Annotated in this window: 14 protein-coding genes; 7 read left to right on the forward strand and 7 right to left on the reverse strand. The window is 54.5% G+C overall.

Translation table 11 applies throughout. From position 1 onward, the window contains the following. Window positions 1–14 precede the first annotated feature (14 nt). A complete protein-coding gene (mgrA, locus tag ABVR31_RS20370; RefSeq protein ID WP_315658039.1) occupies window positions 15–1,049 on the reverse strand; it encodes an L-glyceraldehyde 3-phosphate reductase in 1,035 nt (344 codons plus the stop codon). A gap of 169 nt (window positions 1,050–1,218) precedes the next feature. Here mgrA and ABVR31_RS20375 point away from each other — a divergent pair, with 169 nt between their 5' ends. Further along, window positions 1,219–2,118, forward strand: coding sequence for a LysR family transcriptional regulator (locus tag ABVR31_RS20375; RefSeq protein ID WP_166719433.1), 900 nt, complete (start codon window positions 1,219–1,221; stop codon window positions 2,116–2,118). A gap of 165 nt (window positions 2,119–2,283) precedes the next feature. Here the strand turns inward: ABVR31_RS20375 and ABVR31_RS20380 are convergent, their stop codons facing one another. After that, entirely contained in the window at window positions 2,284–2,610 is a 327-nt protein-coding gene (locus tag ABVR31_RS20380) for a DNA-binding transcriptional regulator (protein ID WP_211726866.1), read from the reverse strand. Further along, window positions 2,603–2,986 carry a type II toxin-antitoxin system RelE/ParE family toxin gene (locus ABVR31_RS20385; protein WP_021508991.1) on the reverse strand — a complete coding sequence of 128 codons (384 nt, stop codon included), beginning with the start codon at window positions 2,984–2,986 and terminating at the stop codon, window positions 2,603–2,605. Before ABVR31_RS20385 ends, ABVR31_RS20380 begins: the two co-directional genes overlap by 8 nt. Window positions 2,987–3,291: 305 nt before the next feature. Here ABVR31_RS20385 and ABVR31_RS20390 point away from each other — a divergent pair, with 305 nt between their 5' ends. Continuing rightward, window positions 3,292–3,582, forward strand: coding sequence for a hypothetical protein (locus tag ABVR31_RS20390; protein WP_021508990.1), 291 nt, complete (start codon window positions 3,292–3,294; stop codon window positions 3,580–3,582). A 25-nt stretch (window positions 3,583–3,607) separates the two neighbouring features. Here ABVR31_RS20390 and ABVR31_RS20395 read toward each other — a convergent pair whose 3' ends face one another. Continuing rightward, entirely contained in the window at window positions 3,608–5,035 is a 1,428-nt protein-coding gene (locus ABVR31_RS20395) for a trehalose-6-phosphate synthase (RefSeq protein ID WP_288421495.1), read from the reverse strand. A gap of 172 nt (window positions 5,036–5,207) precedes the next feature. Beyond that, complete coding sequence (locus ABVR31_RS20400; RefSeq protein WP_315658030.1) at window positions 5,208–6,071, reverse strand: substrate-binding domain-containing protein; 864 nt, start codon at window positions 6,069–6,071, stop codon at window positions 5,208–5,210. 234 nt (window positions 6,072–6,305) lie between these two features. On the opposite strand from ABVR31_RS20400, the gene ABVR31_RS20405 reads away from it, so the two are divergent. The 3 genes from ABVR31_RS20405 (at window position 6,306) to ABVR31_RS20415 (ending at window position 8,156) form a co-directional block, all read left to right on the forward strand. Next, a complete protein-coding gene (locus ABVR31_RS20405; protein WP_058770282.1) occupies window positions 6,306–7,001 on the forward strand; it encodes a hypothetical protein in 696 nt (231 codons plus the stop codon). A gap of 98 nt (window positions 7,002–7,099) precedes the next feature. Then, entirely contained in the window at window positions 7,100–7,630 is a 531-nt protein-coding gene (blc, locus tag ABVR31_RS20410; RefSeq protein WP_021508986.1) for an outer membrane lipoprotein Blc, read from the forward strand. 229 nt (window positions 7,631–7,859) lie between these two features. Continuing rightward, a complete protein-coding gene (locus ABVR31_RS20415) occupies window positions 7,860–8,156 on the forward strand; it encodes a hypothetical protein (protein WP_072208578.1) in 297 nt (98 codons plus the stop codon). 336 nt (window positions 8,157–8,492) lie between these two features. Here ABVR31_RS20415 and ABVR31_RS20420 read toward each other — a convergent pair whose 3' ends face one another. Beyond that, window positions 8,493–9,281, reverse strand: coding sequence for a sulfite exporter TauE/SafE family protein (locus ABVR31_RS20420; RefSeq protein WP_021508984.1), 789 nt, complete (start codon window positions 9,279–9,281; stop codon window positions 8,493–8,495). Window positions 9,282–9,388: 107 nt separating this feature from the next. On the opposite strand from ABVR31_RS20420, the gene ABVR31_RS20425 reads away from it, so the two are divergent. Then, entirely contained in the window at window positions 9,389–10,156 is a 768-nt protein-coding gene (locus ABVR31_RS20425) for a helix-turn-helix transcriptional regulator (RefSeq protein ID WP_021508983.1), read from the forward strand. A gap of 199 nt (window positions 10,157–10,355) precedes the next feature. On the opposite strand, the gene ABVR31_RS20430 is transcribed toward ABVR31_RS20425, so the two are convergent. Continuing rightward, complete coding sequence (locus ABVR31_RS20430; protein WP_021508982.1) at window positions 10,356–11,252, reverse strand: LysR family transcriptional regulator; 897 nt, start codon at window positions 11,250–11,252, stop codon at window positions 10,356–10,358. Between the two features lie 109 nt (window positions 11,253–11,361). Between ABVR31_RS20430 and ABVR31_RS20435 the strand changes: the two genes are divergently transcribed. Beyond that, the gene (locus ABVR31_RS20435) at window positions 11,362–12,525 is read left to right on the forward strand and encodes an alpha/beta fold hydrolase (protein ID WP_136547306.1); all 1,164 of its coding nucleotides are present in this window, start codon (window positions 11,362–11,364) and stop codon (window positions 12,523–12,525) included. Window positions 12,526–12,596: the final 71 nt, after the last annotated feature.

Here is a 12,596-nt window from a genome sequence, read left to right on the forward strand (position 1 = left end):
CGCGGCGCCGGGCATTATTTAAGTTGCGAAGAGACGCGCCACATATCCACCCCGCCTTCGGTGGCGTAGCGATCAATGTCCGCCAGCTCCTGTGCCGTAAAGGTCAGGTTGTCCAGCGCGCGCAGGGAATCGCTTAACTGATCAACCGTGCGGGCACCAATCAGCGCAGAAGTGACCCGCTCATCACGCAGCGCCCAGGCGATCGCCATCTGCGCCAGCGTCTGACCGCGCGCTTCAGCAATCGCGTTGAGCGCGCGAATTTTTGCCAGGTTCTCTTCGCTGAGCATGGCAGAAAGACGCGGATCGCTGCCGCCGGCGCGCGCGCCCTGCGGTACGCCGTTGAGGTATTTACTGGTCAGCATGCCCTGTGCCAGCGGTGAAAAGGCGATGCAACCGCTGCCGAGCTCCGCCAGCGTATCGAGCAGCCCATGCTCAATAGTGCGGTTTAGCATCGAGTAATTGGGCTGATGAATAAACAGCGGCACTTTCTCATCGGCCAGAATCGCAGCGGCCTGACGCGTCAGCTCTGGCGAATGGGAAGAGATGCCGACATACAGCGCCTTGCCCTGACGATGCAGCTGTACCAACGCGCCCATGGTTTCTTCCAGCGGTGTATTCGGATCGACGCGATGACTGTAGAAGATATCGACATAATCCAGCTCCATGCGGCGCAGGCTGTTATCACAGCTGGCAATCAGATGCTTACGGGTGCCGGTCGGGCCACCATACGGACCCGGCCACATATCCCAGCCCGCTTTGCTGGAGATAATCAGTTCATCACGATATGGGGCAAAATCCTGCGCCAGCCAGCGACCAAAGTTCTCTTCAGCCGATCCCGCTGGCGGACCGTAGTTATTCGCCAGGTCGAAATGGGTAATGCCGTTATCAAACGCGTGGCGCAGGATCGCTCTGCCGGTCTCAAACACGTCAACGCCGCCAAAATTCTGCCATAGCCCCAGCGAGATCAGCGGCAGCACCAGGCCACTTTTGCCGGTTTTACGGTACTGCATGTTGGTCTGATAACGCGCTGGCGATGCAACATAACTCATAACAGATTCCTCTCATTAAATGCCGCCGTACAGGTGCACAGAAGACAATGTTCTGCCTTCCTGCAAAATCGCGCGGCGAACAGGCGATTGCCGGACAAATTTTTACCGCGTATGGTTAATCTGTAAAATTCATTATTGTGATTAAATTCATCTTTTATGGAGATAACTGATGGAATTGCGCCAGATGCGGCACTTCATCGCCGTGGCGGAACATGAAAATTTCACCCGCGCCGCACAGAGTATGCATATTGTGCAATCGGCCTTGTCCACCTCGATCAAACAGCTGGAGGAGGAACTGGGCGCGCCGCTTTTTATCCGCTCTACTCGCCAGGTGCGCCTGACCATGGCCGGGAAAGTGTTTCTTGATTACGCCAGAACCATCGGTGCCTTTGTCGAAAAAGCGTCGCAGGAAGTGGCGGCGATCGTGGCGCTTAAGACCGGAACCCTGTCGATTGGCACGGTGCAAAGCGTGCCGCCGTTTATCGATCTGCCGCAATTACTGGAAACCTTTATTCGTCGCTTTCCGGATTTTGACGTCAAGCTGTGCCAGGGATCATCGGCGAAGCTCAATGCAAAAGTGCACAATCAGCAGATCGATCTGGCGATTATGCCGGTGGAGGAAGTCTCCGACCGGCTGTCGTCGCGCATCATCGCCTGCGATGAAATCGTGGTAGCGTTCGCCGCGGATTATGCCGGATTCACCGCGATGCAGCCGGACGTCACCATGGCACAACTGGCGCAGCAGTCGTTCATCGATTTCGAAGCCGGCCAGGGCACGCGCAAGGTGAATGACAACAGTTTTGCCCTGCAGGGGCTGAGCCGCAAGGTGACGTTTGAAGTGAGCGATCTGGAAACCCTGCTGAGTCTGGTTGAGCGCAATATGGGGATTGCCCTGCTGCCCGAACAGGTAGTGAAAGCGCGCAGCACGACGCTGCATTATTGCCGCATCAGCGACGTTGATGTGTGTTGGGAATTGGCAGTGGCCTGGCTCAGCGATCGTCCCGGCAGTATGAACGTTTACGACCGGCCAGTGCAGGAATTTATGGATATTCTGGGCAGCAGCGATTAGCGCCGGGGCGGGTAACGGCGGGATAGATACTAACAGGCATAAGATCTATGCCTGCTTTTCATCACTTCAACCCAGCGTCACAGCGTGATTTTGGCTGCGGCGTCACGACAAATTCGTTGTATCACGCAATGTCAGGCCACCTTATCCTGTGGCCGCAAAAAATGATTAACGCAACACCTCAAGACCCTTTCTATCAATGAGGTTAAGCAGGCGCAGCGCAGCGCCATTTGGCTTCTTCTCCTCACGCTCCCATTTCACCACGGTGGCCGGGGACAGGCCAATATAGGCCGCTAACATGGCCTGACTCAGACCATGACGCTCACGTAACTCACGAATAGCCTCGCCTGACATCAGTTGTAAAACCGGCAGAGAGGTACGCAGCTCACGTAATCTGACACGTGAATCGATTTTTTCGGTAAGCTCATCGCTAACCACCCCCAGCGGGTTAAAATCATGCGCGATTTCCTGCAGATCTTTTAGATGATCAACCATCGCATATTACCTCTCGCATTTTTCTCGCCTTTATCGCTGCTCTTTCCTGCTCAGTCGTCATGGCAAACAGTTGACTGGCTACCTGCCTGTAGAGATTAAGCTCATCCTCTTTAATCTCACGTATGCCACTCTTCGTGGTCGATTTAGCGTAACCGTTAACAAAAAACAGGTGTTTTTGTGATTTGAACGCGACAATCGCTCTGGCTCCGCCGCTTTTGCCGGCGCCGAGCGGAATGCGTTTTTTGTAAACACCACCCCCCAGGCTGGCCTCATACTGTCCGGCAATCAATTCGCGGGCAGCCAGACAGAGCTTGATGTCCGCAATCATGTCACCTTTGAAATTTCGGTCGAAGGGCTTCAATACATAAATGGCCATGCTGTTTCCCTGCTTTATGAAGAAGAGGACTGTCCTTGTCCTTGCCTGAACCACCTATGCTACTAAGTACAATAGCAACCTGCAACGCCAGCGCGCATTAAAGCGCTAAATAGTGAAAGGGATGACACTCCCGCCTGTACAGAAGCGCTTTTGTTGTATAAGTTTAAGGGTGCTGTCGGGGAAACATTTCGCTCAGCAGGTCACACATTTCCGACAGAGGAAGAGCGACACTATCAGTCGTTGATTAGGCTTTGGTTTACCTGCACCAGGCAATGCTAAACGCAACGCGGATACTGAGAGCTTTTATGTATAGAAGTGAAGATGAAAAACTGGCCGACATTGTCATGGGCGATGCCGTGCTGCAATTGTTAAAACAAGCCGGACCGGTAACCACTCTCGCGCTGCTGGAAAAACTGCGCGCGATGGCGGCATCAGAAACCGATCCGGCCCGCCAGCGCGCGTTTCGCTATGCGATTGCTGAAGTGCAGAACAGCAAAAGTGCGCCTCAGGGCGAAGCAGTGGCGTTAAAAGGTAGCGATAACGTGACCCATATTTTTCGCAATCGTGATAATACGGGCAAGAACACCCGACATTAGCCCCGCTCTGCCCCCTGTCTGCTTATCAATAACGTAACCTCCCGCTTATGCCTGCGCCCGACAGGTGACGGCTACACAGCTGCACACTCTCCGGCTGCTGCTCATCCATTAACAGGGCGAGGAAGCTGTCGGCCCACCAGTGACAATCATAGCGGTGCAGATTATTCAGCAAGCGCGCATGACGGTTCTGACGGTCGCTGAGCGGCAGCCGCAATGCCGTATGGATGGCATCCGCCATTGCATCAGGATCGTAAGGATTAACGATCAGCGCGCCATCCATCTGTTCGGCCGCACCCGCGAACTGCGACAGAATCAGCACGCCGGGATTCGCCGGATCCTGCAGCGCAGCATACATTTTCGCCATCAGGCTCATGCCCGCCATCAGTGGCGTCACCAGCGCCACCCGCGCCGCGCGATACAGCCCGGCCAGCTCCTCACGGCGATAATCGTGGTTGAGATAGCTGACCGGATACCAGTTGAGCATACCGTGCACGCCATTAACCTCACCGCACAGATTTTCCAGATTGTGGCTGATCGCCTGCTGCCGGTGCGGGTGTCCGCTGGCAGCAGAAGCCAGCTGCAATAACATGATGTTGCCCGCATAGTCGGGATGATGGCGCAGCAGCACTTCCAGCGCGCTGATGCGATACGGCAGACCTGCGCTGTCGTCGAGATGACCGCCGCTCAGCACCGTGTTGGCTGGCAAATGTTCGCGGCTTTGCTGTTCCATGTACTGGCAGCTGTTGCTCTCAAGTAACGCCTGAACCTCAGCCAGATCGATCCCGACCGGAAACACGCCGGTAGTGATAATGTGACCGTGCACGCGCAGACGGTTCCTGCCTAAGCGTTCAGCGCGAAACTCGCTCTCCAGCCACAGCAGAAAGTTATTCATATCCTGCGCGGTCTGGAAGCCAATCAGGTCGCAGCACAGCAGCGACTCTGCCAGGCTGCGCCAGTCAGGGATCGCTTCAAACAGCTGACCGGACGGAAACGGCTGATGTAAAAACAAACCGATGCGGTTAGTTAAGCCGGTATCACGCAGCATTTTTACCGTTGGGATGAAGTGATAATCCTGCAGCCAGATCACATCGTCCGGCATGGCATATTCGGCGATGGCGTGGGCATAAGCCGCATTCAGCTGGCGATAGGCCTGGAAGCTGGCGCTGGTGAAACGTGCCAGGTCCGGACGCTGGTGAAACACCGGCCACAACCCCTGATGTACGTAGCCGTGATAGCCCTCTTCGTATTCTGCGCGCGTCAGCGCAAACTGCAGCCTGTCGTATTCGTTATCCTGCTGAAAGCTAAGCGTGCGCGCCGCTTCCTGCGCAGCGACGGTACGTTGTCCATCCCAGCAGACCCAGAGGCCACCGCGTCGCGCCATCAGGCGATCGTAAATGGCTGCCAGCGTGGAAGACTGATGCTGATTATGTGTGACCAGAATAGTGCCGGGCATGATATTTCCCTTTAAGGTTAAGGCGCGCCACAGTGCCGCCTGCTGCGCTGATTTAACCGCCGGCAATATAAAAAAGGCGTAAAGAAAAGCTGCGCGGATATAAAAATCCGGCAAAGATCAGCGCCAGTGTGTGGAAATCAGCCCGGCGCCAAAGGGGAAAGGCTTGCAGCGATCAGTGACGGATGGCGCAGCCGCACTGCGACATTTCGCCAGGCACATATTTGCCGTGATGCGAATGGCGCACCTGCAGCTCACCCTGCTGCCAGGCGCGGCTGTGGTCCGGACGCTGATCCAGCAGCCGGTTGAGGGCTTCCGTCACCAGTAAATCACGGCGCGGTGCCCAGCTGCTCAGGTGCCATGTGGAGCCGCGCGCCTCGTCAGCATCATCAAAGCCCACCACGGCGATATGCGCGCCCTGACCGAAGTCGCGCACGGCCTGCAGTGCGCCAAAGGCCAGCTCGTCGTATTCGCACATCAATGCATTGATGCGCTCTGCCGCACGGGTTTTCTTCAGGTAAGCCATCATCGTCTGATAAGCCTGCTCACGGTGAAGGGCACCGGCGTGCAGTGCTGCGTGCAGCGTCTTATCTTCCGCCTGCAGGCTGGCAATAAACCCCTGAACCTGGCGCGGCGGCGTGTCACTTGCCTGCACCTGCATAGCGCCCAAACGCTGGTGCCCCTGCGACAGCAGCAGTGCGCCAAGCTGCTGCCCGGCGTGATACGCATCCGCAACCACCACATCAGCGCCCGCGCTGTCGCTCGGGCAAAGATGCACCGCGCGCAGCGACGGCAGCAGGTGCGCGGCGATCTCCTGCGCATCCCGACACGGCGAGCTCAGGAACAGCAGTCCACCCAGCGGCAGCGACGACGCGTTACGCAGCGCGGCCTGAAAATCCTCGCGCGTGGCGGCGCACAGCAGCACGGGCAGCAGATCACGCGCACTGAGCTGACGCATGACTTCTTTGAGCATGTGCATACTGTGCGGATGGCTGACATCATCGCTGACGATGCCGATGAGCGGCGAATGGACGGACATAACTGACCTCTTCTGTTACGTAGGGTACGGGAAAAATTTTGACGTATTAGTATGAAATTCCACGTTACCCGAATAATGAGATATCGCCAATCGGTGGATGCGAAGGATTGCTGCTCTCCCCCTTCACCCGGTGCGTGTTGATGGCGGCAAAATGCGCAGCCGCTGCAGCGGACGCCCGGTGAGCTTCGTTTTACGTTACACTGACGCCACGAATATTTTGCTAGCGGAAAATTTATGCGCATCACCCTCGATCAGGCCGATCAGCCTTTTATTCACCGCTTACTGGGCGAGGAGATCGCCAGTATCGATTCCCCGTCTGACGAACAACTGCGCCTGCAACAGGCGTTGCAGGATGCGCGGTTACAGAGAAATCATGAAGCAGAGCTCGACTGGAAACGCAACGCGCTCTATCTGCTGCTGTTTGTGTTCCTGTATGGCGCACTGGGCTGCTCGCTGACGCTGGATTTGAGCGCGGTCGCACAAGCATCGAGCCATAAAAGCATTGCCTATGCGCTGGAAGCGGTACCGGTCCTGATTGCCTTCTCTGGCCTGTTCCTTTCGCTGCTGTTTCTGTTCGCCGCGCGCGGCAGCGCCCGCCGCCTGCACAACTGGGATCACACTATCGTGCTGCTGGAAAAATACAGCGGCTGCAACCTGAGCCTGCAGATTAATGAAATGGGGGCGCGTACCACGCATTACTCGCAGTCGGCGATTACCGTGGCGCTGGCGATGTTTATCTGCCTCACCTGGGTGGTGATGTACAACTACTTCACCTTCACCACCAGCGGCGTGATTGGCAGTGTGATTTCGCTGTTTATTACCACTATGACCTACGTGATTCTGGATATTCAGCTGCTGAAATCCGGCAAATCGATCGCTATCGATGAGCCGGTGATTCCGCCAGAAGATGAGGTTGAGAAACGCCGGTAATCGACAGACCGGCAGCGGCATAAGGTTTTGCGCCGCACCGGTTTCGCTATCCTTATCTATACTTCAGACAGGATTTTGAGAGATATAAAGGAGTTGCGATGAAAATCTGGCCGTTAGTCGCCATTACGGCGCTGTCTGTTACCCTGGTCGCCTGTAAATCCCCGACGCCACCTAAAGGGGTGCAGCCCATCACCCACTTCAATGCCGATCGCTATCTCGGCACCTGGTATGAAATTGCCCGCCTCGATCACCGTTTCGAACGCGGTAAAGATCATGTGACCGCCACCTACGGCAAACGCAGCGACGGCGGTATCAGCGTGCTGAATCGCGGTTACGATCCGGAGAAAAAAGCGTGGAGCGAGAGCGAAGGCAAAGCTTACTTCACCGGCAAACCTGACGTCGCCGCGCTGAAGGTCTCGTTCTTCGGACCTTTTTATGGCGGTTATAACGTGATCGCGCTGGATGAAGATTATCAGTATGCACTGGTCGCCGGGCCGAACCGGGGGTATCTGTGGATTCTGTCGCGTCAGCCCACCATTCCGGCTGAAGTCAAACAGCGTTATCTCGCCTATGCCCAGCGACTGGGCTTCGCAACCGATCAACTGATTTGGGTGAACCAGTCACGATAAGAGGTGCAGCGCCAGTGACTCCCGCGCGGGCGTCAGTGATTACCCTCGCAATAAGCAGAGTGAGGTCAGCAGCAGGCACTGCGTAAATTGACGGCCTTAGTTTCTTATTGAAAACGGGTGTTGATGATCTGTTAAGTCAGCAGAGATAAAACGGATGGTAGTGTATCTCTTCGTGAGTATTACCCGCCGCGGCAGCCTGAGCTGCCCGTTACGAATCGAGAGGCTAACAATGAGTAAGTATTTTCTGGCCTGCTTTTTGGCACTGTTTGCATGCTCTGTCAGCGCTGGACAGGGAGGAGCCGGAGGTCAGGGAGGAAATGGCGGCTATGCGGGAGAATCCGGCGCTGACGGTGGAAACGGTTCAGATGGAGGTAATACTGATGGCTCTGCCGGCAGGCCGGGATGTCCCGGCGGCACCGATCCTGATGCGGACGGAAAATTTTATCTCCCTGGTACCACTCAGGAGTGCAATCCAGGCAAGCATGATTCGATGAAGATTCATCAGCCGACGGTAACCGGCGCTTAATTCGCTAGCGTGTTGCCGGGTAAATGCATGTTTGGGCCAGCGTGTCAGTTACTTCCCCGTCATGTACGGTTTAAGTCACTCTCTAAGCGTCAGCAGCAGGCTGGCGCCGCCAAAGGCCAGTAGCAAACCTATTCTCTAATGCGCCGCCGCCGGTAAGTATGCTCAACCTACGCATTCCAATACATGGCACACAATGTACTGGCTGCATACTGCCTGTCAGTGTCAAATGCCTCTGGACAGCTGGAAGTGCTGTGAACGTCCGCTTTGTGCCAGTGACGGATGTTCATACAATTATTGCTTCTGTAACAGCAGCCAAATCAGCAAAACAAGGTTTGTCTAAAGCACTATTACTACCAGAACCATGCACAGCAGCATCACGTAGATTCGCGCGTGCCAGACATCGGGGACGGCGGGGATAGCCCGGCGGCTGAAAGCAATACCCGCCCAGCCGGTCACCAGGAGCAAGCCCAATATTTTCAGGCTGATAAATCCCAAAAATCCGCCTGCCTGAATTTTATGCCAGCCGCTTATCGCATATGTCATCGCACCGCACAGCGCTACCGGCAGGGAAAGCGGGTTGGCCGCACTAATACACGCGCGCATTGCATGGCCGTGTCGTCGTAACAGTGGCACCGTCATTACGCTGCCGCCAACGCCCAGCAGTGCAGCAATCATGCCGATTAGCATACCGCCACCGGCAACCGTCAAAAGTGATAAACGACGCGGCGCGCTGCCGCTGAAGAAGCCTTTGCGTAACAGACAATCCCCAATCGTCGACAGCATATAAAGGATAAAAAGCGCGCGAATCAGCGCCTCGCTCATCATTCCCGCTAACCACGAACCGACTACCGCGCCTGTGGCGATAAACCACAGCAGCGGAAACAAGACGGTTGAAGAAAGCCTGCCCGCTTGCCAGTTTTGGTAACTAACCCAGCCTGCGTTGAAAATCATCACCGCTGTCGAGGTGGCCACGGCAATATGCATCGCATTTCCTGCCAGCAGCGGCTGCCGCATCAGCAACTGATAAATAAATGGCACGACAACAAAGCCGCCGCCGAAGCCAAAAAGGACCGTGGTTATGCCGGTAGTAAAGCCGGCAAGTACTATTATCAGCAATTCGTTCAAGGAGGTGTCCCGTTTACAAGTGAGGCAGCAGCATATCGCGCCAGCGGCCCGCTTCCCATTTGCGCAGCGCTCAATTACCCTTGCAAACTGGTCAGATGGGGACGGATATGCGAAACGAGAAAATTGACGGCTTCGATCGGCTGAATCGCGATGTTGTAGCGCTCGGCAACGACTATGCGCAGGGATTTTTCCTGCCGCAACATCAGCACCGCCGTGCGCAGCTTCTGTATGGCGCAACCGGCCTGATGCACGTTTCAACCCGTGACGGGGAATGGGTGGTGCCGCCCCAGCATGCGGTATGGATCCCCCCCGAAATCCTGCATGCCGTCAAGTTTACAGGCGTAACGACGCGTAGCCTGTATATCGAACCCGCATGCGCGTCCAGATTGCGTAACATCAGCCGCTGCGAAGTGATTGCCGTATCGCCGCTGTTGCGGCAGCTACTACTGGAGGCGGTGGATTTGCCGCCGTGCTATGACAGCGTACGCGATCGGGCGCTGATAGATTTAATGCTGCTTGAAGTGGCGGCAATGCCAGTGTGCGCGCTCGAGATCCCTTTGCCGCAGCAGCCCGCGCTGTTGAGGCTATGTCAGGCTTTTTTACTTGCGCCAGCCATTCACGATCCGGCAGAACGCTGGGCCAGCGCGCTGTTTATGAGCGGCAGCACATTTCGTCGCCATTTTCAGCAGCAAACCGGCATGTCGTTTTCAGCCTGGCGTCAGCGAGCCTGTGTGGTCAGCGCGCTGGCAATGCTGCTAACGGGAACACCGGTAAACGAAGTCGCGTTGTCGCTCGGCTATGACAATGGTTCATCCTTCGCGACGATGTTCCGTCGGATTACCGGCCAGCCACCTTCATTTTATCACCCGACTTAACAGGGGGGCTTTGTCCACTGCTACCAGCTCAGGTCTGATAGCTTTCCTGCGCCATTGACTGAACAGACGCATGGCAGTTGCTATTTTGAAGGTAGAATAAGCTTTGTAAAGCCAAGGTAAAGACGTAATGTTGGAACAATAACGTTCGCGTTGTGCTAAAAGCGGGCATCATTCTATGTTTGTTCAAGTACCCGCACTCTTAAAGCGGCTTCGCTTTCAAAGCATCAGCAATAAAATCAACGAAAGTGCGAACCTTAAATGGAATGCGCATCGCACTCGGGTACACTGCCTGAATGGTAAGCTCTGATGTCCGGTAATCTGGCAGCAGCTCAATCAGTTGGCCCTGCCTTATGTGCTCTCGAAAAACAAAACAGGGGCCATATACAATCCCTGTACCGCCCAAGGCCGCTTCCATTAACAAATGGATATTGTTTGATGTGAGCCGGCAACGGCTTTCAATAGTGTGTGGCCTGTTATCTGTGTCATAGATTGTCCAGTCTCCGGCAGAAATTGCCTGGCTGAAAGCCATGCGCGGCATACGCGAGAGATCATCTGGCGTTTCAGGCATGCCGTATTTTTTCAGAAAGTCTGTTGATGCGCATAAAACCATTTTACAGGGTGCCAGACGTCGGGTGACAAGCGTCGGATCGTCCAGATGTCCTATGCGTATGGCTACATCTATCCGTTCCTCAAGCAAATCAATATACTTATCCTCAAGGACAACACCTGCACTGACTTCCGGAAATTGCTCAAGGTAGCGTGACACAATCTTCCCCAGATGCATTTCGCCGAAGGCAAGAGGGGCGGCGATGCGTAACAATCCCCGGGGAGTGGCCTGAATGTCACTGGCTTCCCTGTCTGCGTCATCCAGAGCCTCGATAATCACTTTGCAGCGGTCATAATATCGCTGACCAACATCCGTAAGGCTCAGTCGGCGTGTAGAGCGCTGAATAAGCCGCACGTGTAAATCGGATTCTAAAGCACTGACATGTTTTCCTGCCATGGCTGATGAAAGTTTAAAACGTCTTGCGGCCGCAGCAAAACTGCCTTCCTCAACTGCCGCAATAAAAATTCGCATACTGGTAAACTTGTCCATTACGCACACCATTCGATAATATGGTTATCGACTGTAAACACTATTCAGCCAATTATCATTTATAAGAACTGTAATTAACATTGTTTTAAACCATGAGGAGAATGAAATAATGAAAATTACAGTGAACAATACAGGTATTAATGTACAGCAACATGGTCGCGGTGAGCTTGCACTGGTGTTCCTGCATTACTATGGCGGATCATCCCGAACGTGGCAGAGCGTGATATCACAGTTACCTGATCACTATCGCACGGTAGCTATCGATCACCGTGGCTGGGGATTATCAGATGCGCCGAAGTCCGGATACCGGATTGCGGACCTTGCAAGTGATGCTGAAGGCGTCATTGCCGCGCTCAAGCTAAAGCGATATATCCTGATTGGCCACTCAATGGGAGGAAAAGTTGCCCAATTGATGGCATCCCGTCGGCTTCAAGGCCTTGAAGGGCTAATGCTGATTGCACCCTCTCCTCCTTCGCCCATGATGCTTTCTAAAGAAGATCGCGACAGGCTTACCAGTGCATATAGCAGCCGTGAATCAGTCGAGTTTGTTATCGACAATGTTCTGACGTCGAGGCCGCTTAGCCCGGCGCTCCGTGAGCAGGTCATTGAAGACAGTCTGAGCGCCGGAACTGAAGCGAAGGCTGCCTGGCCCGACATCGCCATGCGCGAAGACATTACAAGTGCAGTTGCCTCCATTAATGTTCCCGTAAGAGTCATATCAGGAGAGCTGGACCGGGTCGATACCCCGGAAACGTTGCAAAGAGAGCTGCTGCCTCGCATTCCTCACGCAGCAATGATGATTGTTCATGGCACAGGACATCTTTCGCCGCTGGAATCACCTCAAGAAATTGCAGGATACATTTCCAATTTCGCAGCTTCGGTTGAGAGGAGCGATACTGTCCATCGATCGCCAGCTGAAACCATTGCTGCATTTGATGAAGCATTTAATGCCGGAAATATTGACGCATTGATGTCTGTTTTCAGTAACCGTGCCTCGATGAGAATGCCCAGCAATGTTGTCATCGAAACTGATCCTTATGCATTGCGTATGGCTTTTACCACGTTGATAGCATCAAGGCCAATTATCAGAAACCAGATCCATACTCTTATCCCTTCAGGTGACCTTATTCTTGCCATCATTAAATGGTCGCTGACTACGACATTAGAAGACGGCACTCAAAGAGATGATTGCGGCGTCGCCACACAGGTGATGGAACAAGGGGCGGATAAGGGCTGGCGGATACGCATTTCAAACCCGACGGGAATTAACTGACTGGTCAATGTCCGCTTTTGCTCAAAGCGGACATGGACTTGTGCACCGTCCGCTTTATGCCAAAGGCAAAC

This window comes from Pantoea sp. WEP (assembly GCF_041678305.1).
GTDB lineage: Bacteria > Pseudomonadota > Gammaproteobacteria > Enterobacterales > Enterobacteriaceae > Pantoea > Pantoea dispersa.

What these genes read in the sequence shown, in the direction of transcription:
- ABVR31_RS20425 (WP_021508983.1), top strand. Translation starts at nt 9,389, where the DNA reads ATGCGAAACGAGAAAATTGACGGCTTCGATCGGCTGAATCGCGATGTT.
- ABVR31_RS20380 (WP_211726866.1), bottom strand. Translation starts at nt 2,610, where the DNA reads ATGGTTGATCATCTAAAAGATCTGCAGGAAATCGCGCATGATTTTAAC.
- blc (WP_021508986.1), top strand. Translation starts at nt 7,100, where the DNA reads ATGAAAATCTGGCCGTTAGTCGCCATTACGGCGCTGTCTGTTACCCTG.
- ABVR31_RS20385 (WP_021508991.1), bottom strand. Translation starts at nt 2,986, where the DNA reads ATGGCCATTTATGTATTGAAGCCCTTCGACCGAAATTTCAAAGGTGAC.
- ABVR31_RS20375 (WP_166719433.1), top strand. Translation starts at nt 1,219, where the DNA reads ATGGAATTGCGCCAGATGCGGCACTTCATCGCCGTGGCGGAACATGAA.
- ABVR31_RS20400 (WP_315658030.1), bottom strand. Translation starts at nt 6,071, where the DNA reads ATGTCCGTCCATTCGCCGCTCATCGGCATCGTCAGCGATGATGTCAGC.
- mgrA (WP_315658039.1), bottom strand. Translation starts at nt 1,049, where the DNA reads ATGAGTTATGTTGCATCGCCAGCGCGTTATCAGACCAACATGCAGTAC.
- ABVR31_RS20390 (WP_021508990.1), top strand. Translation starts at nt 3,292, where the DNA reads ATGTATAGAAGTGAAGATGAAAAACTGGCCGACATTGTCATGGGCGAT.
- ABVR31_RS20405 (WP_058770282.1), top strand. Translation starts at nt 6,306, where the DNA reads ATGCGCATCACCCTCGATCAGGCCGATCAGCCTTTTATTCACCGCTTA.
- ABVR31_RS20415 (WP_072208578.1), top strand. Translation starts at nt 7,860, where the DNA reads ATGAGTAAGTATTTTCTGGCCTGCTTTTTGGCACTGTTTGCATGCTCT.
- ABVR31_RS20430 (WP_021508982.1), bottom strand. Translation starts at nt 11,252, where the DNA reads ATGGACAAGTTTACCAGTATGCGAATTTTTATTGCGGCAGTTGAGGAA.
- ABVR31_RS20395 (WP_288421495.1), bottom strand. Translation starts at nt 5,035, where the DNA reads ATGCCCGGCACTATTCTGGTCACACATAATCAGCATCAGTCTTCCACG.
- ABVR31_RS20435 (WP_136547306.1), top strand. Translation starts at nt 11,362, where the DNA reads ATGAAAATTACAGTGAACAATACAGGTATTAATGTACAGCAACATGGT.